Source organism: Undibacterium sp. KW1 (assembly GCF_009937955.1).
Classification (GTDB): domain Bacteria; phylum Pseudomonadota; class Gammaproteobacteria; order Burkholderiales; family Burkholderiaceae_D; genus Undibacterium.
Map to the genome: position 1 here is coordinate 1124013 of NZ_AP018439.1, position 23472 is coordinate 1147484.

The window sequence follows — 23472 nt, forward strand, 5'->3', positions numbered from 1 at the left end:
ACCAGTGTCATTTGACTTTTACGCGTAGCAAGTAATAGCTGATCACGCCAAGCACTATGCCCCAGCAGGCAGAACCCAGTCCCAGCAAGCTGATACTCGATGCTGTAACGATAAAAGTGATCAGCGCAGCTTCACGTTCTGTCGTTTCCTGCATGGCGTTCACCAGGCCATTCTGTATCGCACCCAGCAGTGCCAGGCCAGCTACCGTGGTGACAAGCGCATGTGGCAGGTGCAGGAACAGGGCAGTCAGGGAACCGGCAAAGCTACCTATCAATAGATAAAATCCACCGCAGGCAACGCCCGCAACCCAGCGTTTTTCTGCTTGCTGGTGCGCTTCTGGCCCTGTGCAAATCGCTGCAGTGATCGCCGCCAGGTTCACGCCATGCGAGCCAAATGGTGCCAGCAAGATGCTGACAAAACCGGTAGCGCTGACCAGCTTGCTGGTGGGGGCACGTTCATAACCAGCGGCGCGCATCACAGCCACGCCCGGTACTTGCTGGCCAGTCAGGCATAGCAGCGCTAATGGCAAGCCAAGGCTGATGATGGCGCTCAAAGAAAATTCGGGCGCAGTCCAGACTGGCATCGTCAAACCCAGTTGTACTGCAATAGACTGACCCAGGTTGGAATCACCCCAGCCCAGAATACTCCAGAGCATGACGCCGCTGAGCAAGGTCAGGACGATGGCATAGCGAGCGCTGTGGCGCTTGAATATCAGGTAAGCCACGAACATGGCAGTCACCAGCCAGGGTGCGCCAGCAACCTCACTACGGGTATTGGCAAATACATCAACCCCAAAGCGAAACAGGATACCTGCCAGCATGGCCGCACACAAACTCTTGGGTATTTTTGTCATGAGTTTTTCAAAGATACCGGTAATGCCTATCAGCCATATCGCTGCTGCCGCAACCAGGTAGGCACCTATGGCCTGGTGATAAGGCACCGTCGCCAGGCCCGTTACCAGCAAGGCAGCACCCGGCGTGTTCCAGGCACAAATCACCGGTATCTTGTGCCGCCAGCTCATCCATACGCCTACCAGGCCCGAACCTATCGAGATCGCCCATATCCATGAGCTGGTTTGCGCTGTTGTCAGTTTTGCGCTTTGTGCTGCCTGTAATATCAACAGCATGGGGCCAGCATAAGAGATCAGGACGGCAATCAGGCCAGCCAGCACCGCAGGAAAAAAATCTGCCGCCTTAGCGGCAAAACCCGGCTTGATGGCATTTGCCGGGGCAAGGAGAGAGGGAGAGTGTGGTGTATTCATGCATCCAGTCTAGTTCAGTGCAGGCCAGCGTTTACTTACAGTAGTGATCTGTCTTATGCTATACAGATTCACATTTAAGGTATCTGTTATGCAGCACAGTTACAGGCAACTGGCAGACGCCATCGGTGCAGATATCCGGGCCAGCCGCTATCAGGTAGGTGAGCGCCTGCCATCGGTGCGTTTGATTGCAGAAACGCAGCACGTCAGTGTTTCTACTGCGATACGCTGTTACCGTTACCTTGAAAGCCAGGGCCTGGTAGAAGCGCGCAACAAGTCGGGCATCTATGTCGCTGACTGGAAAACCAGGCAAACGACAAGTGCAATTACGCAGAAAAAAGCCAGTCAGGCTGCGCCAGCAGTTGAATACGACAAGCTGATGTCCCTGCAGCACAGGATGACGGAACTGTATTCTTTGACGGCGCAACCCCTGCATCTGGGGCTGCATCTTGCCAGCGCTGCGCCAGAATGGTATCCCTGTGAAGTCCTGGCCAAGATCGCCCAGCGCCTGCTGCGGCAAGACCCCATGCTGATCGGTGTGTATCCCGGCGGTACGGGTTTGCCAGCCCTGAAAACCAGCCTCATACACTGGCTGAAAAACGCAGGCATGGATTTGCAGTCCAGTGATTTGCTCATCACCAATGGTAGTACAGAAGCCCTGAGTGTGGCTTTGCGTGCGGTTGCCCAGCCAGGTGATGCCGTCATCGTTGAATCTCCCGTTTATTTTGGCTTGCTGCAAATGCTGGAAAACCTGGGCATCAAGGCCATAGAAATCCCTTGTGTGCCAGGCCAGGGCATCAGCCTGGAAGCGCTGGAATATGCGCTCGAACACCAGGGCACGGTACGTGCCATCGTCGCCATGCCGAATTTCCAGAATCCCCTCGGTTGCGCCATGCCGGATAAAAACAAGAGGCGCCTGCTACGCCTGGTTGAGCAATATGATCTGGCCTTGATAGAAGATGATGTCTTTGGTGACCTTTCGCATCAGCAGGAAAGACCACAAGCCATCAAGGCCTGGGACAAGCAGGGCAGGGTCATCTATTGCGGCTCTTGCAGCAAAAGCCTGGCCCCGGCATTTCGCATAGGCTGGATAGCGGGTGGGCGTTATCAGGCCAGGATCAATTCATTGAAGCTCAGCGCGTCTCTGATTACACCCTTGTTTGAGCAGGCGGTACTGGCTGAGTTTATACAGTCGGGTGCCTTGCCATCCCACTTGCGCAAGTTGCGTGAGCGCCTGGCGGCCAATATCCCACTGGCGACTGCAGCCATAGCGCGTTATTTTCCCTGGGGCACCCAAGTCATCAGCCCGGCAGGCGGCTGGTGGTTATGGCTGGAATTGCCTGAGCATATAGACAGCCTGGCCTTGTTGCGTCAGGCAGTAGCAAAGGGCATAGCGTTTACGCCAGGCAGCCTGTTCTCCGGTTCAGGCAAATACGCAAATTATCTGCGCATGAATATAGGGCGGCCATGGGGACGTGAGATGGAGCAGGGTATTAAAACCCTGGGCAGGCTGGTTTCAGAAATGTAAATGAAATGCAGCTTACTTTTTGAGCCGGTCAAATAAATCTTTGACTATCTTGTCTGCATTTTGCTCTTCAGTTTGCTTTTCTGTTTTGCTCACGGGTGGTTGCTGGCGTTTGGCAAATCTGGACAAGATGCCCGCTTTCCTCGTACGGATTTTCAGTAAAACGAAAGGGATGATGCGCCACGCGACCACACCATCCAAAGGCTTCACCGGGATTAAATTGAAGGCGATGATGATCAGATTGGTTTTGGTCAGCACATCGAACACCGGGGACAATTGAAACATCCACGTGGGTGAAAAATAGAACAGCAGATATTGAACGATAAGCGTCAACACCAGGAGCAGCAACTGCCCAAGCACGCCGCCCCAGGCAATTAATATATCCTCTGATTCATAATAAGGCGTCTCATGCGTGCATTCACCATGCATCAAAAATAGTTTGATGGCATAAACTTTGGTGTCTGTATATCGTGCAGCAATCGCATGGCCAAATTCATGGAAGAGCAGTATCGTGACGAATGCCAGGAAGCCAGGGAGTAGCCAGACTAATTTCATCCCCTGTATCAAAACCCAGGGAAACCAAAGCAGGATAGTCCAATGTGCGTAAACTGGCATCTTTTTCCAGTGCGCGAGCTTCCAGTAACCTGAATCCATATGGCCTGTCTGTATTGATCAATACGCTATTCTACAAGAGCCCGGCAGCCAGCAAGGCCTTATCCCATTCCGGCACAGGCTGATACTCTTCCACCAGAAAATCAATCAGCGCTCTTACCTTGGGGCTGACCTTGCGGGTAGCCGGGTAAAGTGCGGTGAAGTCATTCAATGGCAAGGCCCAGTCTGGCAAGACAGTGACTAGCCGACCTTCGATCAAATCACGCCATGCCAGAAAAGTCGTGTCATACACTATACCTAGTCCACGCAGGGCAGCCTGGTGCAAGACCTTGCCATTGTTTGAGGCAAAACCGGGTGTGATATCGACCGCAAGGGTTTCGCCATCGCGCTCAAAATGCCAGGTATTGCCCTGGGTAAGATGGCTGAAGTGCAGGCAGCGATGCCGGTTCAATTCTGCCGGATGAGCAGGCATGCCATGTTCTGCCAGATAGGCCGGGCTGGCGCACAGCAGACCGCGGCAGGGGGCCAGCCTGCGCGCATGCAAGCCGGGGCTGTCGGGTATGCCACCAACCCGTATGCTAAGGTCAAAACCATGCTTGAACGGATCCAGCAGATTGTCATCGACATGCAAGGTCGGCTGCAACATGGGGTGGAGCAAGGTAAAGCGGGCCAGGGCATCGGCCAGCCAATCGCTGCCAAAGCTATTTGGAGCCTGTATGCGTATGCCGCCCGCCAGCTCATTACCTGTCTGAGTGACCACCAGACGCGCCTGCCTTGCATGTTCCACACTGGCGCTGCAAGGTTCCAGGTAAGCCTGGCCAAGCTCGGTCAGGCTGACTTCACGTGTCGATCTGTGCAGTAGCCGTGCGCCCAGTTCAGCTTCCAGTTGCATGATGTGCTTGCTGACCATGGCGCGGCTGATGCCCAGATGGCGTCCGGCGGCGCTAAAACTGCGCTGCCTTGCCACTTCGACGAATATTTCCATTGCTTTTAGTTGATCCATGAAAGCCATTGTCTATAGATTGGATACAATCTGTCAATCATTGTGGGTATTGTGCGCAACAAATGAAATTCGCTACACTTGATGCAGATCAAGCAAAGGCGTCAAGATAGGTGATTGTCTTTTGCTTCCACTGCATTCACAGCCAGGAGTCAGCATGCTCAACGCACAACAAATCCAGCAATTTCAGCAAGACGGCTACGTCATCATCCCCAATTTCAAGAATGCCGATGAAATCGCTGCCTTGCGTGAGCGTGCAGCCAAAATCGTTGATGAATTTGATCCAGCTTCCTCCAAGTCCATCTTCACGACCAAGGAGCAGGAAAAAAAGGTAGATCATTACTTCCTGAATTCGGCTAATAACATCAGTTGTTTTTTTGAAGAAGAAGCTTTTGATGAACAAGGCAATCTGCGCCAGGCCAAGTCCCTGTCCATCAACAAGATCGGTCATGCCATTCATGATCTTGACCCGATCTTCAGTGCATTTTCCCGTGGCACTGCACTGGCGAAAGTAGCTGAGCAACTGGGCCTGCAACAGCCACAGATTTACCAGTCCATGTATATCTTCAAGCAGCCTGGCATAGGCGGTGAAGTGCGCTGGCATCAGGACGCAACTTATTTTGAAACTGATCCTGTCAGTGTCACTACCTTCTGGTTTGCACTCGAAGATGCGACACTGGAAAATGGCTGTATGTGGGCAGAACCGGGCGGGCACCGTACACCAATGCGTGAACGCTTCGTGCGTGAAGGCGATCAGGTGCGCGTAGAAAAGCTAGACAGCTTGCCCTGGCCAGATGACCGCACAGCTATTCCACTGGAAGTCAAGGCAGGTAGTCTGGTGTGCTTCCATGGCCTGTTGCCACATTACAGCGCACCGAATCGCTCGGCAGTTTCACGCCATGCCTACACCCTGCATGTGACCGATGGAACGACCAATTATTCACCACAAAACTGGATACAGCGCGACGCCAGTTTCCCCGTCCGTGGTTTTGTTTGAGTAGCACATGATGAATTCTGAAGTATTGATTTTCGCCCCGCACTGGGGCAGTGCGCACCTGAGCCGTGAAGTGTTTATTGGCAAGGTGCTGGAAGCCGGTTTTGATGGCATAGAAATGTCCTTGCCTATGGATGTGGCTGAACGCCATGCCTGGACCACGGCGATTGCCGGTGCAGGTCTGAAACTGATTGCCCAACAATGGGAGACTGTATTCCACTCCGATTTTTCCGCACACAAGCAAGCCCTCAATGATTTGCTGCGCAATGCCTGCGCAGCAAAACCGCTGTTCGTGAACACCCATACCGGTAAGGATTTTTATACACAGGCACAAAACAATGAATTGCTGGATTTGGCTGACGAAATCGCTGCTGAAACCGGTATCGCCATCGTCCATGAAATCCATCGCAGCCGTTTCAGTGGTCACCCCATGCTCTTGCTGCCCTACCTTGAGCAACGCCCACATCTGCAATTGAATGCTGATTTATCGCACTGGTGCTGCGCCTGTGAATCCCTGCTTGAAGATCAGGCGCATGTACTGGAAAAGGTATTCCCTCATGTGCAGCACATTCATGCTCGCATCGGCCATAGCCAGGGCCCGCAAGTCAACGATTTCCGCGCACCTGAACATGCGGCGGCCTTGCAGCAGCATCTGTCCTGGTGGGATGCCATCATCCGCCTGCAACAAGCTTCTGGCAAAAAGCAAATCACACTGACGCCTGAGTTTGGGCCTTCACCCTATACGCAGAGCCTGCCTTACACAAATCAAGTTGTGTCGGATGCCTGGGAATTGAATGTGGTGATGATGCAGTTGTTGCGTGAGCGCTATGCCGATAAATGAGGGCCACGCTCCTGCTCTGACGCGCAAACGGGAGAGGTTTGATTGTCTTTGATTGTTTTGTTGTAAGGCATGCAAATTTTTATTTATACTATGTCCACATTAATTGAGGGCTAGTGCATGTTAGAGCAGCAACAAAAACATACTTTCGTCCGTAGCATGAGCGCCTTGTCAAAACGGGAAAAGTGGATACTGCTTGTTCCAGTGTTACTGTTGTTACCAGTTTTCATCTGGGCTGGCTATTGGGAATGGTTTCAACCTGAAGACTGGAAAAAAATTCTGGAATCAAACAAGGTCTGGCAAAAAATTCTTCCCATGATCTTCCCTCTGGGGCTATTTGCTATAGTCCAAGGTGGAATTCAATGGCTTCACCGTTCGTCGAAGCTTGTTATTGATGGCACGGGTGTGTTTCTGGAGTGGCCATCAGAATCCATATTTGCAAAATGGAAGTTCCTTCAAAAGAGGTTTGCGTGGACAGACGTAAAAAGGGCAAGGTATGTGCTCAGTTCTCAAGGTGTAGTACTTCTTTCGAAAACAAATTCAATTCTTTGGACGATAAGGCTGAAAGACTGGAAATTTTCCAGCGTTGAGCCCACTCAATATGCCATAAAGCCTGCAGAGATTGATTTGCTCGGCGTTTTCCGTGAGTTGGATATCTTCGAGGATGCATCTAACGAGCCAGGGCAGTTCGACTTAATGAAGCATCCGGTAACGAGAAGCATATTGTTGGGAATTTGTGTTCTTCTTGTCTATTGCTTTTTCGACTTGATGATTCAGCAAGAAGGCTGGGCTTTTTTTAATTTCGACTATTTGCTTCCCCATGTTATTTTTGCCGCTCTTGCGACACTCTTGCTGGCTCGGGTAGCCTCAATGGCTAATAAGCGACAGCCGCCTCCCAAGGGAATTACTGCATTTTTGTTAGTGCTTGCCAGTTTTTCGTTTCTTGTCACTAGCTATGTTGTGGGTATTCGCATTAACCAGTTTGCTGGCGGCCCTTTAATCCTTGCTGAATATCATAGAGATGACAAGTGTGAAAATTTAATTCCCGTACATAAGAGTTTGCCTGTTGTCGAATATACCCATAAGACCAAGGACTATTGGTGCAGCAGGGAGGTTGATGAAGCCCAGACTGTTAAAGTTCGCAAAGGCCTGTTTGGTCATTATCAATTTGATCTTGGCGAACAAACCCAGGCAATTCGCGACTATAAGAAAAAAACCTGATGCTGGTTATCCGGCAGTAAAGTGCTGCCGGTAAGCTGCAAATCACTCTGATGCGTGATTTTGTGCCGCCGCTCTATACCCAGATTTTGCATTTTTTTTTTACAGGTCGTATCGGATGCCATAGAACTGAGTGTGGTGATGATATAGCTGTATGAATATTATGCAGGGTGACAAAAATTTTATTTGTCGTTTTAGTGGTGGTGAATTGATTTTGCTTCCTTGCTCATTTTCGTTGCAGGATATTCAAATTTATTTATACTGCTGCTAAATTCCAATTGGGAGCAGCATATGCAAGCAGAGCAAAGATATATCTTCGTTCGGGGAAAAACTTCGATGTCAAATCGGGAAAAGTTGATTGTACTTGCCCTCGTATCTTTTTTTCTCGCGGTGTTATTCTGGATGAGTTATTGGGAGCTGCTTAAACATGAAGACATAAAGAAAGTACTTGAATCTACCAGATATCGCACGGGATTACTGAGCATGTTCTTGCCCATGATTTTTCCGCTGCTCTTCCTCATTTTTGTACAATTGACTTATCGTAAGACAAGATTGATTGTAGATGGCAAGGGGATGTTCCTGGAGTGGCTACCTGGTTCGGTATTTGCTAAATTCAAATTTCTTGAAAAAAGGGTGTCATGGACAGAACTTGAGCATGCGACCCATCTGTCCAGTTTTGAGACTGTACAACTACGCTCGAAAGGCAGTTCGGTAACATGGGGGATACGGCTCAGGGATTGGAAGTTATACAGCGTCGAAATCCCGCAAGACGCGTTCGAGGATAAAAAAATTGACTTGCTCAGTGTTTTGCGCGAGCAGGGCATTTTCGAGAACGTTGCTAAAGATCCTCGCTTGCTGGCGATGGAATTTGACTTGATGAAGCATCCTGTCACAAGAAAAATTTTATTGCTAACAGGCGTGCTACTGGCTTATTGCTTTGTAGATGTCTTCATGCAGCACGAAGGATGGGCATTTTTTAATAAAGACTACCTTCTTCCCCACATTGCCATTGCTTTCATTGCGACTGCTGTGCTCGCGTGGGCAGCCTTGAAAACCGATAAGCACGAACAGGCTCCAATCGGGATTGTGGTAGTCGTGCTAGCGATTGCTGGCTTCTCATTTCTTGTTGCCAGTTATGTGTCTGGAATACGCCTGAATCAGCTTGTTGGTGGTCCATTGATTTCGGCGGAATACCACAGGGACGACGAATGTGAAAAACTGATTCCGGTGGATAATAATCTACCTGTCGTTGAATATACCAGCATGACCAAGGATTATTGGTGCAGCGTCAAGGCTGACGAGGTGGTGCTTGTCAAGGTTCGCAAAGGATTGTTTGGCTTGTATCAGTTTGATCTCAGGGAACAGACGCAGGCAATACGCAACTTTAGGCAAAAATCTTAAGACTGTCTATCAATTTGAGAAGTAGCGTAGCTGGCTTGAGTCAGTTGGTAGAATGCGCCGTGTGCACCATCCTCTTGGCCAAAATTTCTAGAGATAATAGCTTCCTGAGCTGTAATGCGCTTACGGCAAACAGCAACTTATACTCGCGCCTAAATTTAGACTTTACGTCGCATACACAAAGCTTGCTATATACGGATCAGGTTATGTCCGACGACTGCGAATTGTATCTGGTGATGCTGTAGTCGCAGTGAGAGCGATGTTGAATTTTGGCAAAAGTTTTTATTGATAGTTGAATAAATTATCTATAGTTTCTGCACTATATTTTTTCTTCATTCTAAAAACAAAATTCGGCTCGATGTGCATAATGAAAGCGAGCATTCCCTTAAGTTTTAAAATCTCATCATGCACTAATAACTGATTGGAAAATCTGTGAATCATTGATGAAACAAGACGCTTTCTTTCTCTGCCAGTAGACAGTTTTCCATCATTTGTAACGGTTATTCCTGTGATATGTCGATTAGACGCTTTCGATGAAAAAACTGTTTTTGATGTGTTTATTTTTATTTTTTTATGACAGAATTTCACAAGATTTTCTCTAACAATATTGGGTATATTGAATAGAACAGATTTCTCGTTTGTAGTAAAGGTTAAGTCGTCTGCATAGCGAGTGTAAGTGACGCGCATTGTTGCGCATATTTCAGAAAGCGCAGCATCAAAATTGCTCATAATGAAGTTTGAGATGAACGGCGAGCTAGGTGCACCAATACTCAATCTGAGTGGACTATTTCGCCTTAATTTCCAAAATGAGCTTCCCCTGAAATTTAGTTCCCCAAAGGTGACGTAAAATAAACGTAACTTTGGAAAGACAAATGATGAACAGGATACCAAAAAAAGCCTATACGACCGAGTTCAAAGAACTGGCAGTTAAACGTGTTTCAGATGGTGAAGCCGTCTCTGTGGTCGTCAAGGAACTGGGTTTAAGCGACCAAACACTGCGTAATTGGATCAAGGCTGCATCGGAAGGGAAACTCAAAGGTGCAGGCACAAAGGTCGTCACGCCGGAAGCCATGGAGCTATCCCGATTAAGAGCAGAAGTTGCCAGACTCAAGCGGGAGAACGAAATCATAAAAAAGGCGGCGGCATACTTCGCGAAAGATGTTCTGTGAAGTATGCATGGATTGCTGCCAACAGTAAAACCTATTCTTTGGCAGAGATGTGCGCCGTAGTTGAAGTCAGTGTGAGTGGTTATCGCGCCTGGCAACGAGGTGGAATTCCTGGCAGAAAGCGCTTAACGGACGTACAGATGCTGGCAATCATTCGCGCCATTCATGCTGAGCTCAAGGGGGCGTATGGCAGCCCACGCATGATCAGAGAATTGAGAAAGCGCGGCTTCACAGCCAGCAAAGAACGTGTCGAAAGAGTGATGCGAGAGCATGGCATACGCGCACGGCATAAACGCCGCTACAAGGTAACGACAGACTCAAAACATGCCTTACCTGTCGCAGACAATCTACTCGATAGAAATTTTATGCCGACGGCGCCGAATCAAGCGTGGACTTCGGACATCACGTATTTATGGACAGACGAAGGATGGCTCTATCTGGCTATCGTGCTTGATCTGTTCAACCGGGAAGTGATCGGCTGGTCGCTCAAACCACGCATGACCAGTGACATCGTGACGGATGCTTTAACGATGGCATGGTTTCGCCGCCGACCGCCAACTGGTGTGATGCATCATTCTGATCGTGGTAGTCAATATGCCAGCATTGCGTTTCAGAGCAAGCTCAAGGAATTTGGTATGGTTTGCTCAATGAGCCGCAAAGGAAATTGTTGGGATAACGCACCTACCGAGAGCTGGTTTAACAGCTTCAAGAATGAGCGTTATCATGGAATTCGTTACGCAACTCATGATGCGATGAAGGCAGCAAGCTTTGAATATATTGAAGTGTTTTATAATCGAACCCGCCAGCACTCAACATTAGGTTATCGTTCGCCAGTGCAATATCTCGAAGACTGGATGAAGAAACAAAATCAAGAGAGCCTGGCTGCATAACATTCACCTGATGGTGAACTAATTACCGAGGGAAGCTCAATTTTAAAAGTCGCAACAAAATTTTCCGAAGGGGTTGGTGATTTGACTTGGTATCAAAATTTACAAAACATTTTATATAGACGCTTTAAGGGCAGTAGTGTTATGCAATATTGAGATCGGTTCCCTATATTAAGATTTTCTTGTTGGTTGTAATTTGAATATAAGTTAGTCGTTAATTTGAACTAATGCCCTTGATCGCTTACAATGGCAGCATTGAACACTCAGGGGACAAGCATGGCGACTGCTAAGCAAAGCGAAAAAGAATTTCTGCTCAATTACAATATCCATGACTATGATGTACCTCTGACCAGTGTAGACTTGGTGATCTTCACGATCAGGGACCAGGCCTTGCAAGTCTTGCTGGTCAAGCGGGGTGATCATCCTTGCAAGGGGCAATGGAGTTTGCCTGGTGGCTTTATTGATATCCACAATGATGTTGATCTTGATGGCGCGGCCCTGCGCAAGCTCAAGGAGAAAACCGGGGTAGAAGCGCCTTATCTTGAGCAATTGCAGGGCTTTGGCAGCCGTAACCGTGATCCGCGTGGCTGGTCCACTACCTTTGCTTATTTTGCCCTGATCTCCTCTGACCGCATCAAGCTCAGCCACGGTGGCAATGCCGATGCGGTGCGCTGGTGCCCGGTTGAATCGGACGAGGGCTTGCCTAAGCTGGCCTTTGATCATGCGCAGATACTGGATGTGGCAGTTCAGCGCCTGCGCAACAAAGTGGAATACACTTCCCTGCCAGCACATTTATTGCCAGAAGAATTCACACTGTCTGAATTGCAGCGTGTATATCAGATCTTGCTGGGGCGTCTGGTGGACAAGAGCGCATTTCGCAAGCGCATCAGGGAAGGTGACTTCCTTGAAGAACTGCCTGGCAAATGGCGTTTGGGCAGCAACCGTCCTGCGCAACTGTATGGCTTGCGCAAGGGACAGGGTACGGTTTATTTCAATCGTCTCATGACGGGTGAAGTCGGGGCCAAATAGCTTTTCCTCCATCTTTGGTTTGGGGCGCTTTGAGTTAATGCCCCAAACCAACATCGTCAAGTTTTGTCAAAAGTGCACATCTGCTCGCATATAAACTTGACGAATATTTAATATTATCAAATAATCATCCTGCATTCCTGATTTTCATGTTTGCTGGGCACGCCTTGCTGTACGCGTCCGGCGAATGTCCGCATCAACAATACGCACCCGTCAAAGCTAAAGCTAACAAGTGCGCATTCAGTACAAATAGGGAGACAGTGTATGAGCAAAGATCAAGACCCCATTCCGCCATGTTTTGACCAGGCCAATCAGGCACCTGAGCGCCTGACCGAGATGTTTGTCGGGATAGCGCAAGAAAATCGCATCAAGCTGGGCCAGCGTCCGGCAGAGCGTGCGGTGTTCCGCAAATTACATGGAGTTGCCAGTGCCAGGCTGGTCATGGAAAAGAAAATACCTGCCAAACTCAAGGTCGGTGTTTTTGCCCACGACAGCCTGGATGCCTGGGTCAGGTTTTCAAGCGACACCACGCCAACTTCGCCTGACTTGTATTCAACCCTGGGCATAGGCATCAAACTGTTTGGCGTGCCTGGCCCCAAGGCGCTTGGTGATGATGGCGACACGGCTGATTTCATCATGCAAAACTTTCCAATTTTCTTTGTCGATAATGCCAAGGAGATGGTGGAGTTTACTTATGCCGGTGTGGTTGCACAGGATTATCCCGGTTACCTGAAAAAACATCCCAAGACAAAAAAAATACTGGACCAGATGGAAAAGGTCGAAGGCAGTACCCTGACTACGACTTACTGGGCCATTCTGCCTTTCCATGCAGGGAAAAATGACTATGTCAAATACCGCCTGGAGCCTGTCACTCCGCCAGAGAACGTGCCAAATGATGAGCGCGACTATCTGGCAGTCGATATGTGCAATCGCCTGGCCAAGCGTGAGTATCAATTCCGTTTCATGGTACAACTGCGTACCAATCCCAAGACCATGCCGTTGGATGAAGCAACGGTGGAATGGCCGGAATCTGAAAGCCCTTTCATCCATGTCGCAACGTTGATCTTGCCGCAGCAAGATATCAGCGTGCGTGGTCAGTCTGAATATGGACAGGGCCTGGCCTTCAATATCTGGCGCGTGCCGCCTGTGCAAGCGCCGGTAGGTTCTATCGCTGAGGCGCGCAAAGTCGTGTATGCAGCTGGTGCAGATGCCAGACATGAAGCCAATGGTCAGAGTTTGCAAGACCCACTTGAGCCACGCTCCCCAACAGTGGGCTGCCCCTTTCACGCAGTAGCGCAGGCAAAAGCGGAACCCGTAGTCAAAGATACCTGCATCGTCAAGGCTGTAATTTACCCCTCCATAGGCGTTGCGCGTGTAGGCAGCAGTGAGAAGGAATGGTTTTTGGGGCCTGAAGTGCCTTACCCAAAACCAGAGGACCCAGGCTATTATCGCGATGCCCACAAAAAACTCAAGCGCCAGGGCGCCAGGTTCCGCGTATATGGCGTGAATGCCAAGGGCGAGATCGTCAAGGAGCTCAATGCCGATAATGCCAAGGTGGAGTGGCAGGTACAATTGGCCAATACCAAGTCAGCCTGGTATGGTTTTCAACTGGCACTGGATATTCCTGAAGCAGCATCGGCACCTCCAAGCACCTTGCGTAATGCTGTCGTGACCGACAGGGATATGCTGTCAATCACGCCCAAGCAAAGAAAAGTCAGTGGTAAAAAAGCCAAGCCTCAGCGCTTTGATGATGGCAAGTTCATGGGCGAGCCTGTGTATCTGGGGGAGGCATTTACGGATAAGCAAGGTCGTCTGATTGTGCTGGGTGGTCATGGCGTTTCCGCCTCCTATGACAACAGCCGCGCCATCACCTTCGCCAATAATGAAGGCTGGCATGACGATACTTCTGACGGTCCCATCAATGCCAAGGTCGTTTATGAAGGACTGGAACTGATGGTGGAGCCAGCTTGGGTCGTCGTTGCACCACCCAATTATGCGCCGCAGAGAAAATCAGTGCGCACCATGTGGGACTTGATGCGCGACGTTGCCATCACCGCTGGTACTTTGCCCAAACCAAAGCGCCCCAGCTTCACCTTTGACATCCTGCCCCTGTTTGAACGTCTGAATGGTTTGCAGTGGGTGAATGCCGGTTTCTCGGCAGGTTTTGGCTGGAAGGGCGCTATCGATCTGACCAGTGCCGATGCGCTGTCGCGCCTGGCCAGCAACAACACAGCCTATGTAGAATTGCGCCGTACCATCGCCAACCAGTTCCGCAACTATGAAGTTGATGCCTGGTCACCCAAGCCCTGGCCATGGTTGTATGGCGATGCCATGGCGATACCCGCTGCACAAACACCAAGGCAAAATGCCTCGCTGACAGCAACCCAACTGGCGATGCTGATGGAGTGGGCAGAAGGTAATTTTGTTGAAGACTATGATCCAGAGCGCAAACATGCGACAAGCATAGATGAAGTGCCATTAGAGCAGCAGGGCGATACTCTGACACAGGCAGCGCTGGACTTTTGCCTGGCTGATGCCTTCCATCCCGGTTGCGAAATGACCTGGCCAGTACGTGCCAGTACCATGTATATGGCACCTTTCCGCTTTGCCCATGCGCTCGATGGCTGGATTGCACCTGGCCTGGGTGAGATACTGACCAGCGATGGCGTCACCATACCAAACGGCCCCTTGTACGGCCAACAGGCTGGCGGCATCACCCGCTGGATGGCAGTGCCATGGCAGACTGATACTGCTAGCTGCCGCTCGGGTTACGATAAGTCTTACGACCCTTATGTACCCAGCTTCTGGCCAGCCCGCGTGCCTAACCAGGTCCTGACCAAGCAAAACTATGACGTCGTCATGGATGAGAAAAAGCCGCTAGGTGAAAGGCTGGCCGCATTTGCCAACCGTGCCTCGTGGATCAATCCATTGGGCAGCACCAGCTATACCGACCAGATCAATAATATGATCCATCATTTTGATCATCTTGGTGTGGTTGAAGTGCATCCCGGTCCGAGTGATCATCAACACTTTCCTGCTGAACTTGAAGTGGAAGATCAGCATATTCCTATCGCAGATATGCCAGCGCCCAATGCCAAACGTGCGCAACATGATGAGCATGCCAGGGTAGGTGCGGCAGAGGTGGTGAATGCGGAGTCTGTTGATATCATGACGATAGAAAAAGTACGCCGCTTCCCGCGCGGTTTGCATCGTTAGTGGACTGTGACGGTCCGCTAGAGATGACTAAACTGAAGATCGACGCTCTGGTACTGGGGGCAGGGCCTGCGGGCTCTGCCTTTGCCTTGAACTTGGCACCATTTCAAAAAGTAGTGATCCTGGAAGCAGCACCTCCAGCAGCCATGCGCATAGGAGAATCCCTGCCAGCCGCAGCAGGTAAGCTGCTGGCTGATATGGGTTTGTATGAAGCATTTTTGCAGCAAGGCCATCAGCCTGCGCATTTGAATATCAGTCACTGGGGCAGTGATCTGGCGACAGAGCAGGATGCCATGCGCAATCTTGATGGGCATGGCTGGTACCTGGACCGCCATCGTTTTGATTGCTGGTTGCAGGATGTTGCGCAAGAACGTGGCGCGGCTTTGCTGAGACAAAGCAAGCTGCTGTCCTTTGCACCTGCAAAGAGTAATCCAGATCATTGGGATGTCGTCATCACTGTGCAGGGCAAGACGGTGCAGGTAGAAACCAGAATGCTGATCGATGCCAGCGGCAGAAAATCGCTGCTGACACGGCAACTGGGCATAGCCCGCAAAGCCATGGACAAGCTGGTGTGCAGCTGGCTGGTCGGCAGGGACACTGACAATACAGCAGGCTCCAGTCACATCAGGGCCGAGGCGGGCGGCTGGTGGTATAGCTCATCCCTGCCAGGTCAGGGTCGTATAGTGGCGTTTTACACTGATGCCGATTTGCCAGCAGCGGCTGCCTGCAATCATCAACAGGGGCTATTGCAGCGCCTGCGCCAGAATACGCAATTGTCAGCCTGTCTTGATGAATATGGTTTTGTCCCAGGACAGCAGCATGGATATTGTGCTGCCCACACTGCAGTGCTGGAACAGTTTGCCGGTTCCAATTGGCTGGCCATCGGCGATGCCGCGCTGAGTTTTGATCCTCTATCTTCACAGGGCATTTTTAATGCTTTGTACACCGGTCTCGCTGCAGCAGAAGCTGTGTCTCATTATGATGGTGACGCACAAGCTGGCTATATAGCTGAACTGAACTCCATACAGGCAGCTTACCTGCATCATCTGCAAGTCTGGTATCAGCAGGAGCAACGCTGGGCTGATCAGCCGTTTTGGCAACGGCGCAATGCAACTTTCATCGCTGCCTGAATTTCCTTGCTGCAAAATTGTAAGCACCAGCCCTGTCATTTAAGCAGGGCTGGCAAACTACTTTCTAATCACACTGCATCGAGCGCAGACTGCAAATCCTGCCTTAAATCTTCCACATCTTCTATGCCTACCGACAGGCGTATGAATGAATCCGTGATACCCAGCTTGGCTCTTTGTTCTGCCGGGATCGTCGCATGTGTCATGATGGCCGGATGTTCTATCAGGCTTTCGACACCACCCAGGCTCTCAGCCAGGGCGAATACTTCGCAACGTTCGAGGAAGCGGCGTGCGCCTGCCAGGTCGGTATCAAGTTCTATGGAAATGATGCCGCCAAAACCATCCATTTGCTGTTTGGCCAGCTCATGTTGCGGGTGGCTTTCCAAACCTGGGTAGTAAACCTTTTTGACTTTGGGCTGCTTTTCCAGCCAGCGTGCCAGGTCCAGACCATTTGAATTGTGGCGTTCGACACGGATATTGAGTGTCTTGATGCCACGCAGGGCGAGGAAGCTGTCGAAGGGGCTGGCGATCGCGCCAACCGAGTTTTGCAAAAAGCCCAGACGTTCGCGCCAGTCAGCCTGATGTGCTTCGCCACCTACGATGGCAATACCGCCGATGATGTCCGAGTGGCCATTCAGGTATTTGGTCATGGAATGGACGACGATATCAAAACCCAGTTCCAGCGGACGTTGTACCTTGGGGCTGGCAAAAGTGTTGTCAGCCACGGCGATGATATTGTGTTCGCGGCAGATCTTGGCAATCGCGCGCAAATCGGCCAGTTTTAGCATGGGGTTGGTTGGTGTTTCTACCCACAGCATCTTGGTGTCAGGGCGTATCGCGGCCAGCACTTCTTCTGGCTTGGTCATATCGACATAAGTGAATTGCAGGCCAGCACTGCGTTTGCGTACGCGTTCAAACAGGCGGTAGCTGCCGCCATACATATCATCGCCGGCGATGATATGGGCACCGCTGTCAACGATTTCCAGCACGGTGGCAATCGCTGCCAGGCCGGATGCAAAGGCAAATGCCTGCGCGCCGCCTTCTAGGTCAGCTACTGCACGTTCCAGCGCCCAGCGGGTAGGATTGTGTGAGCGGCCATAATCCAAGCCCTTGTGGACGCCAGGGCTGTCCTGCACGAAGGTGGATGTTGCATAGATGGGTGGCATGATGGCACCCGTGGTCGGGTCGGGGAACTGCCCGGCGTGGATGACGCGCGTGCCAAAGGCTTGCGGATGGGTAGGCTTCTTGTATTCGGGATAGCTCATGAAAGTGTCCTGCGCATATGGTTGAGGAGATCAAAGCGGGTAATCAGGCCATAAAACTGCTTTTCCGGTTTGTTGGCTGCAATAATGGCGACCAGGCCGCTGTCCAGTGTTGCGCGTAATGCAGCGAGGCTGGCATCCGGTGCCAGGGTTTCTATCTGGCTGGTCATGGTGTCTTCTACGGCACTGCGGAACAGGCTGGCATCGGCTGATACTTTCAACAGCAGGTCTGATTCATCAATGATACCGATAATCGCGCCATCGCGTATGACAGGCAGTTGCGAGATATCGGCACTGCGCATGCGGTTGAACGCCACCATCAAAGTGTCACTGGCATTGACGCTGATGACACCGCCTTCATCGTAACGGCGGCTGATGATATCGCGCAGGTCGTTATAGTTTTTACGCTTGAGCAAGCCCTGGTCTGTCATCCAGTTGTCGTTATACACCTTGGACAGATAGCGTGTGCCGGTGTCGCAGACAAAGGTGACTACGCGTTTGGGCGTGGTCTGGGCGCGGCAATAACGCAATGCTGCTGCCAGCAGGGTGCCGGTAGAAGAGCCTGCCAGTATGCCTTCTGCACGCAGCAGTTCACGCGCCGTGCCAAAGCTTTCAACATCGTCAATGGTATAGGCATGTTTGACCGAACTGAGGTCAGCAATGCCAGGGATAAAGTCTTCCCCTATGCCTTCTACCGCCCAGGAACCGCTGACTTCATTGACATTACCTGTCTCTACATACTCAGTCAGTATCGAACCTTTGGGGTCAGCGAGTACAAATTCCAGCGCTGGCTGGACCTTGTTGAAATAACGCGTCAGGCCCGTCAATGTGCCGCCTGAACCTACGCCGACGACGATGGCATCGACTTTGTGGGCAGTCTGCGCCCAGATTTCTGGCCCTGTCGTGGTTTCATGCGCGAGCGGGTTGGCCGTATTATTGAACTGGTCGGCAAAGTAGGAGCCGGGTATTTCCTTGGCCAGGCGTGCAGCATAGTCCTGATAATACTCGGGGTGACCCTTGCCTACATCAGAGCGGGTGATGTGGACTTCTGCACCCATGGCTTTCAGGTGCAGGATTTTTTCTGTGGACATTTTGTCGGGTACGACCAGTACCACGCGGTAACCCTTGGCGCGTGCTACCAGCGCCAGACCCAGGCCGGTATTGCCAGCCGTTGCCTCGATTACGGTACCGCCAGCTTGCAAGCGGCCTTCGCGTTCTGCTGTTTCTATCATTGACCTGCCTATGCGGTCCTTGATGGAGCCGCCAGGGTTTTGTGATTCCAGTTTGAGGAATAATTCACATGGCCCTGTGTCAAAGCGGGTAACCTTGACCATAGGCGTATTGCCAATCAACGCAAGTACTGCGGGATCAGTTTGTTTTGTCATCTTAGTGTGCTCCTGGGTGCATACAATATGTTGCGACAGGTTTAGCATTTGTTTATGAGGCAGCTATGCTAGCTATTTCATCTCTTGAGGCTAAGGAATTTTTGCAACTAAGCATAGTTGGAAAATGATTTACTTGTATTTTGGTAAGACTATTTTGAAGTCAAAATGGCAAGTATGGGGATAGTATAGTCATAGTTTGGAAAATTGTTGGGGTATATGCGGTTTGCTTACATCAAAGCCTTGTGTATTTATATTTGGCGTAGATTCTTTATTGAGGCACTGAGGATTTACTGTAGTTTTATGTTACTCGTCAAATCGCTCTGATATGAAGTTGGAGGGGGCCTAGCTTTGGTGGGTGGATTGATCAGTGCATAACGGTAATCTATATAGCGTCATTCCAGCGTGTTTTTGGCTGGAATCCAGTGGCGTTATTAGTGTACCGAGAGGTCTATTAAGTTCAGGCTTGAGGGGTTTATGGATTAGATTTTTAAAATCCGCATTCGTAATTTACGATTGCAGGCCGGTGGTAGACCGGCAGCTACACACCTTTTTGCTTCGCCAAAAAGTTGTGCCAAAAAGGCGACCCAGGCGTCGCTGCCCCTGCGGGGTTCCCTTTGCTGCATGACAAAAAATGGGAAAGTCCGAAAACTCGCTACGCTCAAACATCGGACTTTCTATTTCCATTTTCTGTCATGCAGCAAAGGCATCGACACATGGGAACGGCGAACTTCAAAAGCAACGGCAACACCAAGATCAACGGCAACACCAAGATCAACGGCAACACCAACGCGACCTTGATTTATATTTCTTTGATACTGGTGAAGAGTCTATATAAATGAATTTGTTCACAGCATCCACAGCCCACAAAAATAAATGCCGCGCAAGGCGGCATTGAAAGTGGGGGACTTGTTACGTTAAAGCGTGAACGGTTGGGACGAGCCGCCTTTATTTTGTTGTGTGCTGCGTGTCAGTTTTCTGTTTGCCCTTCTTTGTGATGGAAAGGCGCAAACCAGCATACCGCAAAAGAGGGGATAGTTGCCAGCATGACGAAGATGAAATAATTTGTATAACCCAGTAATTGCTGCAAGTGGCCGCTGATGACGCCGGTGACCATCATGCATAGGCCCATGAGGCCGGTGCCGAAGGCGTAGTGTGTCGTCGTGTATTTACCGGGGGCTAACTGCTGCATCAGGTAGATCATGAAGCCGACTGAGCCAAAGCCAAAGAAGAATTTTTCGATGGCGACACCAGCGGTGATCAGCCACAGGCTTTCAGGCTGGAAGATGCTCATGACCAGAAAGCTGGCATTCGGGATATTCACTGCACAGCAGAGTATGAAAAGCGTCGGTTGCAAACCACGCTTGGCGACAAACCAGCCACCGAGCAAGGAGCCGAGTAAAACGGCGATCAGGCCATACGTGCCATAGGTCAGGCCCAGCATTTCATTCGATAAACCCAGACCGCCCTTGCTCACGGGATCAACCATGAAGAAAGGGCCGATTTTTTCCAGGAAGCCTATGCTGAGGCGGAACAGGAAGGCGAAAGCGATCATGAGCCAGACATCGCGTTTCTGGAAAAAGGTGACAAAAGAATCGCGCAAGATGAACAGGGCCTCACCCATGTTAGTGGGCGTGTTCTCCGCCTTCGCACCATCTGGCATAGTGCGCAAATGCCAGGCTGCCATCAGGGCCATGACGCCAGCGACGATGAGGAAAATGATGCGCCAGGCATCCATCCAGTCCGCCCCAAATACCTTGGGGTCATGATGGAAAAAATCGGTATGCAACTTGCCACTCAAATAAACCAGGCCACCTGCCGCGACGATGGGGCCTATATTCCAGCTCAGGCTCTGGATGCCGCAATACAGGGATTGTGCCTTGCTGTTTAGTGAGGTGACATACACACCGTCAGCCGCAATATCCTGAGTGGCTCCGAGGAAGGAAATGACCCAGAACAGGCTCATGAGAATTAGCATGTAGTTCGGCAGTGACATGACCAGGGCGACGCCGACAAAGCCGACGGCTATGATTAGCTGCGTGCAAATGACAAAGAATTTCTTGGTCTTGTACATTTCTACAAAAGAGGCAAACAGAGGCTTGATGGTATAGGCGAGGATCAGGTAACTCGCATATTCAGCGGCCTTGCCGTTGTCCATGCCCATGTTCTTGAACATGATGGCGCTGACATTGGTCAGCATCATATAGGCCAGCGCCATCGTAAAGTAAGTGGTCGGCACCCAGAACAAGGGCGACCTTCTGACCGGATTTACCGGCGGAATATTGACTTCTGTCTCAGTAATCATGGGCTGCACGCTTCTTTATAAGTAGGCGGCATGCCTGCCGGTTTTCCTTCCCGCATAGCCCGTCATAGAGCGATGCATGAAATGGTGCTCACTTGTTATCTGCCGGTACTGAATCCACTTTGTGGAGGATATGACCAGTCATGAATGACAAATGAGTTGGCAGGCTGTCTCGTTAATAGTTTTAATTGGAACCGGTCATCATTTATGAAAACCTTTTCAAGCGCAGAATAACATGAATTTTTAAAACGGAGCATTGGATTCGCAAAAAAATATAAACGGATACAGAAAATCTTACCGGATTGATAGCTTGACTCCTATGGAGAACGTCTTGTTTACAGCGTCAGCCGGGCAATGGTGACTCAGGTATTTGAATTGAAATCGTGTTGTATTCTCAGCAGAGAAACAGGGGTTGTGAATGAAATTGATTTCAGTGCAGACATTGGAGATATGTAGCATGCGGCATGACAAAATCTGCATTTTTGAAGCTGGTTCGCAATTTTTGTAGAGGGACGTATTCAGTTTGCGAAAGTCTGGCGTTGACAGCCTACATATCCGGTGATAAATTCCCATTTGTGAAAACGTTTTCAATAATTTGTTCAAATAATCTTCATGTTGATTGTTTTGAGGTTTGAGCAGCGATTTTCGTTTCGACCTTGATTGATGATCAAAAAATCATTTTTTACGATAATTTGAAAACGATTTCAGATAAATGCATGCTGCATTGACACCTGGGTTTAGGCCTGGTGTTTGCAAGAGGAGGGCTGGTAGCCAATTCTTGAACAATGAAGCATGACAACTTATAAGAACAGTATGCAAATTTATCCAAAAAAGAGACCATGACTAATCCATCAACGATGCCCGAGTTTTCCCCTGCTTTTACCTGGGGCGTTGCCACCAGTGCTTATCAGATAGAAGGGGCCGCAGCCACTGATGGCCGTGGCCCTTCCATCTGGGATACCTTTACCCACACGCCTGGGACTATCATTGACGGCAGCACCGGAGACGTGGCTTGTGATCATTACCATCGCTATGCTGAAGACGTAGGTATCATTGCTGGCCTGGGCTTGAAGGCTTATCGTTTTTCCGTATCCTGGTCTCGGGTACAGCCCCTGGGTTATGGTGACTGGAATGAAAAGGGTTTCGAATTTTATTCCCGCTTGCTGGATAAGCTGGAAGAGCAAGGCATTGCTGCCCATCTGACTTTGTATCACTGGGATTTGCCGCAGGGCTTGCAAGACCTGGGCGGTTGGCTCAACCGCGATACCTGCCTGCGCTTTGCCGAATATGCAGCAGAAATTGCGCGCCGCTTTGGTCATCGCCTTGCCAGCATCGCTACTCATAATGAACCCTGGTGTACTGCCAATCTTGGTTATGGCAATGCCCAGTTCGCACCCGGCGTGGCTGATACTGCACTATCGATACAGGTTTCGCACCATCTTTTGCTATCGCATGGCCTGGCTTTGCAAGCCATGCGCGCCATCAATTGTCCGGCCAAGCTAGGTATAGTCCTGAATCAGTGGCCTGCCATGCCAGCCACCGACTCGCTTGCTGATATAGCCCAGGCAGAATGGGAATATGCGCGTTCTGTGCAATGGTTCATGGACCCGATCTTCAAAGGAACTTATCCACAAAAGGCGCTGGACCGCATGGATATGAGCAAGTTTCATGTGCATGCAGAAGACATGGATATCATTCGCCAGCCTCTGGATTTTCTTGGTGTGAATTATTATTTCCGTGCTTTTGTCAGTACCGATAATCCACCCAAGCAGCCGGAAGGCAAGCTCGGTTTCAGTGATATGGGCTGGGAAGTTTACCCCTCAGGCATGACAGATTTATTATTGAAACTGGGCGCCGAATATCCGGCTTTGCCACCGATTTACATCACTGAAAATGGCATGGCCGTTGCTGACAAACTGGAGAATGGAAAAGTGCATGATGAGCAGCGCATCAAATACCTGCAATTACATTTCCAGGCCATGCATGATGCAATCGCCGGAGGTGTTGATGTGCAAGGCTATTTTTACTGGAGTCTGCTGGATAATTTTGAGTGGAATTCAGGCTATGCGAAGCGCTTTGGCCTGGTGTATCTGGATTACTCAACTCAGCAGCGCACCCTGAAAGACAGCGCGTACTGGTATCGTGATTTTGTCAGCAAGCAGTTGCAAAGCAAATGAGTTACAGAGCATTTTTCCAACAAAAGTAAATAGCCAGAACTGGATTTTCCTGTTAATTTCAGGTTTTCAAAAACCAAGAAAACCTGA

18 protein-coding genes are annotated in these 23472 nt (G+C 50.2%); 11 read left to right on the top strand and 7 right to left on the bottom strand.

Going from position 1 to position 23472, the window contains the following annotated elements; genetic code table 11:
- Positions 1-7: 7 nt before the first annotated feature.
- Positions 8-1261, bottom strand: coding sequence for a benzoate/H(+) symporter BenE family transporter (locus tag UNDKW_RS05070; RefSeq protein ID WP_162057832.1), 1254 nt, complete (start codon positions 1259-1261; stop codon positions 8-10).
- 88 nt (positions 1262-1349) lie between these two features.
- Between UNDKW_RS05070 and UNDKW_RS05075 the strand changes: the two genes are divergently transcribed.
- Positions 1350-2786: a PLP-dependent aminotransferase family protein gene (locus tag UNDKW_RS05075; protein ID WP_162057833.1), complete on the top strand. Its 1437-nt coding sequence runs from the start codon at positions 1350-1352 to the stop codon at positions 2784-2786.
- A gap of 12 nt (positions 2787-2798) precedes the next feature.
- Here UNDKW_RS05075 and UNDKW_RS05080 read toward each other — a convergent pair whose 3' ends face one another.
- Positions 2799-3338: a hypothetical protein gene (locus UNDKW_RS05080; RefSeq protein ID WP_162057834.1), complete on the bottom strand. Its 540-nt coding sequence runs from the start codon at positions 3336-3338 to the stop codon at positions 2799-2801.
- Positions 3339-3468: 130 nt separating this feature from the next.
- On the bottom strand, positions 3469-4398 hold the full coding sequence (locus UNDKW_RS05085) for a LysR family transcriptional regulator (RefSeq protein ID WP_232063242.1): 930 nt from the start codon (positions 4396-4398) through the stop codon (positions 3469-3471).
- Positions 4399-4552: 154 nt separating this feature from the next.
- On the opposite strand from UNDKW_RS05085, the gene UNDKW_RS05090 reads away from it, so the two are divergent.
- The 4 genes from UNDKW_RS05090 (at position 4553) to UNDKW_RS05105 (ending at position 8846) form a co-directional block, all read left to right on the top strand.
- A complete protein-coding gene (locus UNDKW_RS05090; RefSeq protein ID WP_162057835.1) occupies positions 4553-5392 on the top strand; it encodes a phytanoyl-CoA dioxygenase family protein in 840 nt (279 codons plus the stop codon).
- Between the two features lie 7 nt (positions 5393-5399).
- Positions 5400-6230 (top strand): sugar phosphate isomerase/epimerase, encoded by an 831-nt coding sequence (locus UNDKW_RS05095; RefSeq protein ID WP_232063243.1) that lies wholly within the window; start codon positions 5400-5402, stop codon positions 6228-6230.
- Positions 6231-6347: 117 nt separating this feature from the next.
- Positions 6348-7448, top strand: coding sequence for a hypothetical protein (locus UNDKW_RS05100; RefSeq protein WP_162057836.1), 1101 nt, complete (start codon positions 6348-6350; stop codon positions 7446-7448).
- 288 nt (positions 7449-7736) lie between these two features.
- A complete protein-coding gene (locus UNDKW_RS05105; protein WP_162057837.1) occupies positions 7737-8846 on the top strand; it encodes a hypothetical protein in 1110 nt (369 codons plus the stop codon).
- 279 nt (positions 8847-9125) lie between these two features.
- Here the strand turns inward: UNDKW_RS05105 and UNDKW_RS05110 are convergent, their stop codons facing one another.
- Positions 9126-9734: a reverse transcriptase domain-containing protein gene (locus UNDKW_RS05110; protein WP_162057838.1), complete on the bottom strand. Its 609-nt coding sequence runs from the start codon at positions 9732-9734 to the stop codon at positions 9126-9128.
- Between UNDKW_RS05110 and UNDKW_RS05115 the strand changes: the two genes are divergently transcribed.
- The 4 genes from UNDKW_RS05115 to UNDKW_RS05130 all read left to right on the top strand — a co-directional run bounded on the left by UNDKW_RS05115 (position 9719) and on the right by UNDKW_RS05130 (position 16265).
- A protein-coding gene (locus UNDKW_RS05115; RefSeq protein WP_370529124.1) for an IS3 family transposase occupies positions 9719-10899 on the top strand; the annotation gives its coding sequence in 2 pieces (ribosomal slippage) (positions 9719-9971 and positions 9971-10899; 1182 coding nt in all). The two genes, UNDKW_RS05110 and UNDKW_RS05115, sit on opposite strands and share 16 nt — an antisense overlap.
- Before the next feature lie 273 nt (positions 10900-11172).
- On the top strand, positions 11173-11925 hold the full coding sequence (locus UNDKW_RS05120; RefSeq protein WP_162057840.1) for an NUDIX domain-containing protein: 753 nt from the start codon (positions 11173-11175) through the stop codon (positions 11923-11925).
- Between the two features lie 261 nt (positions 11926-12186).
- A complete protein-coding gene (locus UNDKW_RS05125; RefSeq protein ID WP_162057841.1) occupies positions 12187-15138 on the top strand; it encodes a LodA/GoxA family CTQ-dependent oxidase in 2952 nt (983 codons plus the stop codon).
- A gap of 23 nt (positions 15139-15161) precedes the next feature.
- The gene (locus UNDKW_RS05130; protein WP_162057842.1) at positions 15162-16265 is read left to right on the top strand and encodes a tryptophan 7-halogenase; all 1104 of its coding nucleotides are present in this window, start codon (positions 15162-15164) and stop codon (positions 16263-16265) included.
- Positions 16266-16333: 68 nt separating this feature from the next.
- Here the strand turns inward: UNDKW_RS05130 and UNDKW_RS05135 are convergent, their stop codons facing one another.
- Together UNDKW_RS05135 and UNDKW_RS05140 are read right to left on the bottom strand one after the other, a co-directional pair.
- On the bottom strand, positions 16334-17527 hold the full coding sequence (locus UNDKW_RS05135) for a PLP-dependent aspartate aminotransferase family protein (RefSeq protein ID WP_162057843.1): 1194 nt from the start codon (positions 17525-17527) through the stop codon (positions 16334-16336).
- Positions 17524-18909: a cystathionine beta-synthase gene (locus tag UNDKW_RS05140; protein ID WP_162057844.1), complete on the bottom strand. Its 1386-nt coding sequence runs from the start codon at positions 18907-18909 to the stop codon at positions 17524-17526. Before UNDKW_RS05140 ends, UNDKW_RS05135 begins: the two co-directional genes overlap by 4 nt.
- Positions 18910-19622: 713 nt before the next feature.
- Here UNDKW_RS05140 and UNDKW_RS30805 point away from each other — a divergent pair.
- Positions 19623-19748 carry a hypothetical protein gene (locus UNDKW_RS30805; RefSeq protein WP_255431532.1) on the top strand — a complete coding sequence of 42 codons (126 nt, stop codon included), beginning with the start codon at positions 19623-19625 and terminating at the stop codon, positions 19746-19748.
- Positions 19749-19876: 128 nt separating this feature from the next.
- Here the strand turns inward: UNDKW_RS30805 and UNDKW_RS05145 are convergent, their stop codons facing one another.
- Positions 19877-21211 carry an MFS transporter gene (locus tag UNDKW_RS05145; RefSeq protein ID WP_162057845.1) on the bottom strand — a complete coding sequence of 445 codons (1335 nt, stop codon included), beginning with the start codon at positions 21209-21211 and terminating at the stop codon, positions 19877-19879.
- 836 nt (positions 21212-22047) lie between these two features.
- Here UNDKW_RS05145 and UNDKW_RS05150 point away from each other — a divergent pair.
- Complete coding sequence (locus UNDKW_RS05150; RefSeq protein WP_232063245.1) at positions 22048-23385, top strand: GH1 family beta-glucosidase; 1338 nt, start codon at positions 22048-22050, stop codon at positions 23383-23385.
- Positions 23386-23472: the final 87 nt, after the last annotated feature.

Excerpts from the sequence above, each read along its gene's own strand:
- UNDKW_RS05120 (WP_162057840.1), top strand. The coding sequence starts at position 11,173 with ATGGCGACTGCTAAGCAAAGCGAAAAAGAATTTCTGCTCAATTACAAT.
- UNDKW_RS05130 (WP_162057842.1), top strand. The coding sequence starts at position 15,162 with ATGACTAAACTGAAGATCGACGCTCTGGTACTGGGGGCAGGGCCTGCG.
- UNDKW_RS05100 (WP_162057836.1), top strand. The coding sequence starts at position 6,348 with ATGTTAGAGCAGCAACAAAAACATACTTTCGTCCGTAGCATGAGCGCC.
- UNDKW_RS05080 (WP_162057834.1), bottom strand. The coding sequence starts at position 3,338 with ATGAAATTAGTCTGGCTACTCCCTGGCTTCCTGGCATTCGTCACGATA.
- UNDKW_RS05090 (WP_162057835.1), top strand. The coding sequence starts at position 4,553 with ATGCTCAACGCACAACAAATCCAGCAATTTCAGCAAGACGGCTACGTC.
- UNDKW_RS05140 (WP_162057844.1), bottom strand. The coding sequence starts at position 18,909 with ATGACAAAACAAACTGATCCCGCAGTACTTGCGTTGATTGGCAATACG.
- UNDKW_RS05105 (WP_162057837.1), top strand. The coding sequence starts at position 7,737 with ATGCAAGCAGAGCAAAGATATATCTTCGTTCGGGGAAAAACTTCGATG.
- UNDKW_RS05070 (WP_162057832.1), bottom strand. The coding sequence starts at position 1,261 with ATGAATACACCACACTCTCCCTCTCTCCTTGCCCCGGCAAATGCCATC.
- UNDKW_RS05150 (WP_232063245.1), top strand. The coding sequence starts at position 22,048 with ATGACTAATCCATCAACGATGCCCGAGTTTTCCCCTGCTTTTACCTGG.
- UNDKW_RS05095 (WP_232063243.1), top strand. The coding sequence starts at position 5,400 with ATGATGAATTCTGAAGTATTGATTTTCGCCCCGCACTGGGGCAGTGCG.
- UNDKW_RS05075 (WP_162057833.1), top strand. The coding sequence starts at position 1,350 with ATGCAGCACAGTTACAGGCAACTGGCAGACGCCATCGGTGCAGATATC.
- UNDKW_RS30805 (WP_255431532.1), top strand. The coding sequence starts at position 19,623 with ATGGGAACGGCGAACTTCAAAAGCAACGGCAACACCAAGATCAACGGC.
- UNDKW_RS05125 (WP_162057841.1), top strand. The coding sequence starts at position 12,187 with ATGAGCAAAGATCAAGACCCCATTCCGCCATGTTTTGACCAGGCCAAT.
- UNDKW_RS05085 (WP_232063242.1), bottom strand. The coding sequence starts at position 4,398 with ATGGATCAACTAAAAGCAATGGAAATATTCGTCGAAGTGGCAAGGCAG.
- UNDKW_RS05145 (WP_162057845.1), bottom strand. The coding sequence starts at position 21,211 with ATGATTACTGAGACAGAAGTCAATATTCCGCCGGTAAATCCGGTCAGA.
- UNDKW_RS05135 (WP_162057843.1), bottom strand. The coding sequence starts at position 17,527 with ATGAGCTATCCCGAATACAAGAAGCCTACCCATCCGCAAGCCTTTGGC.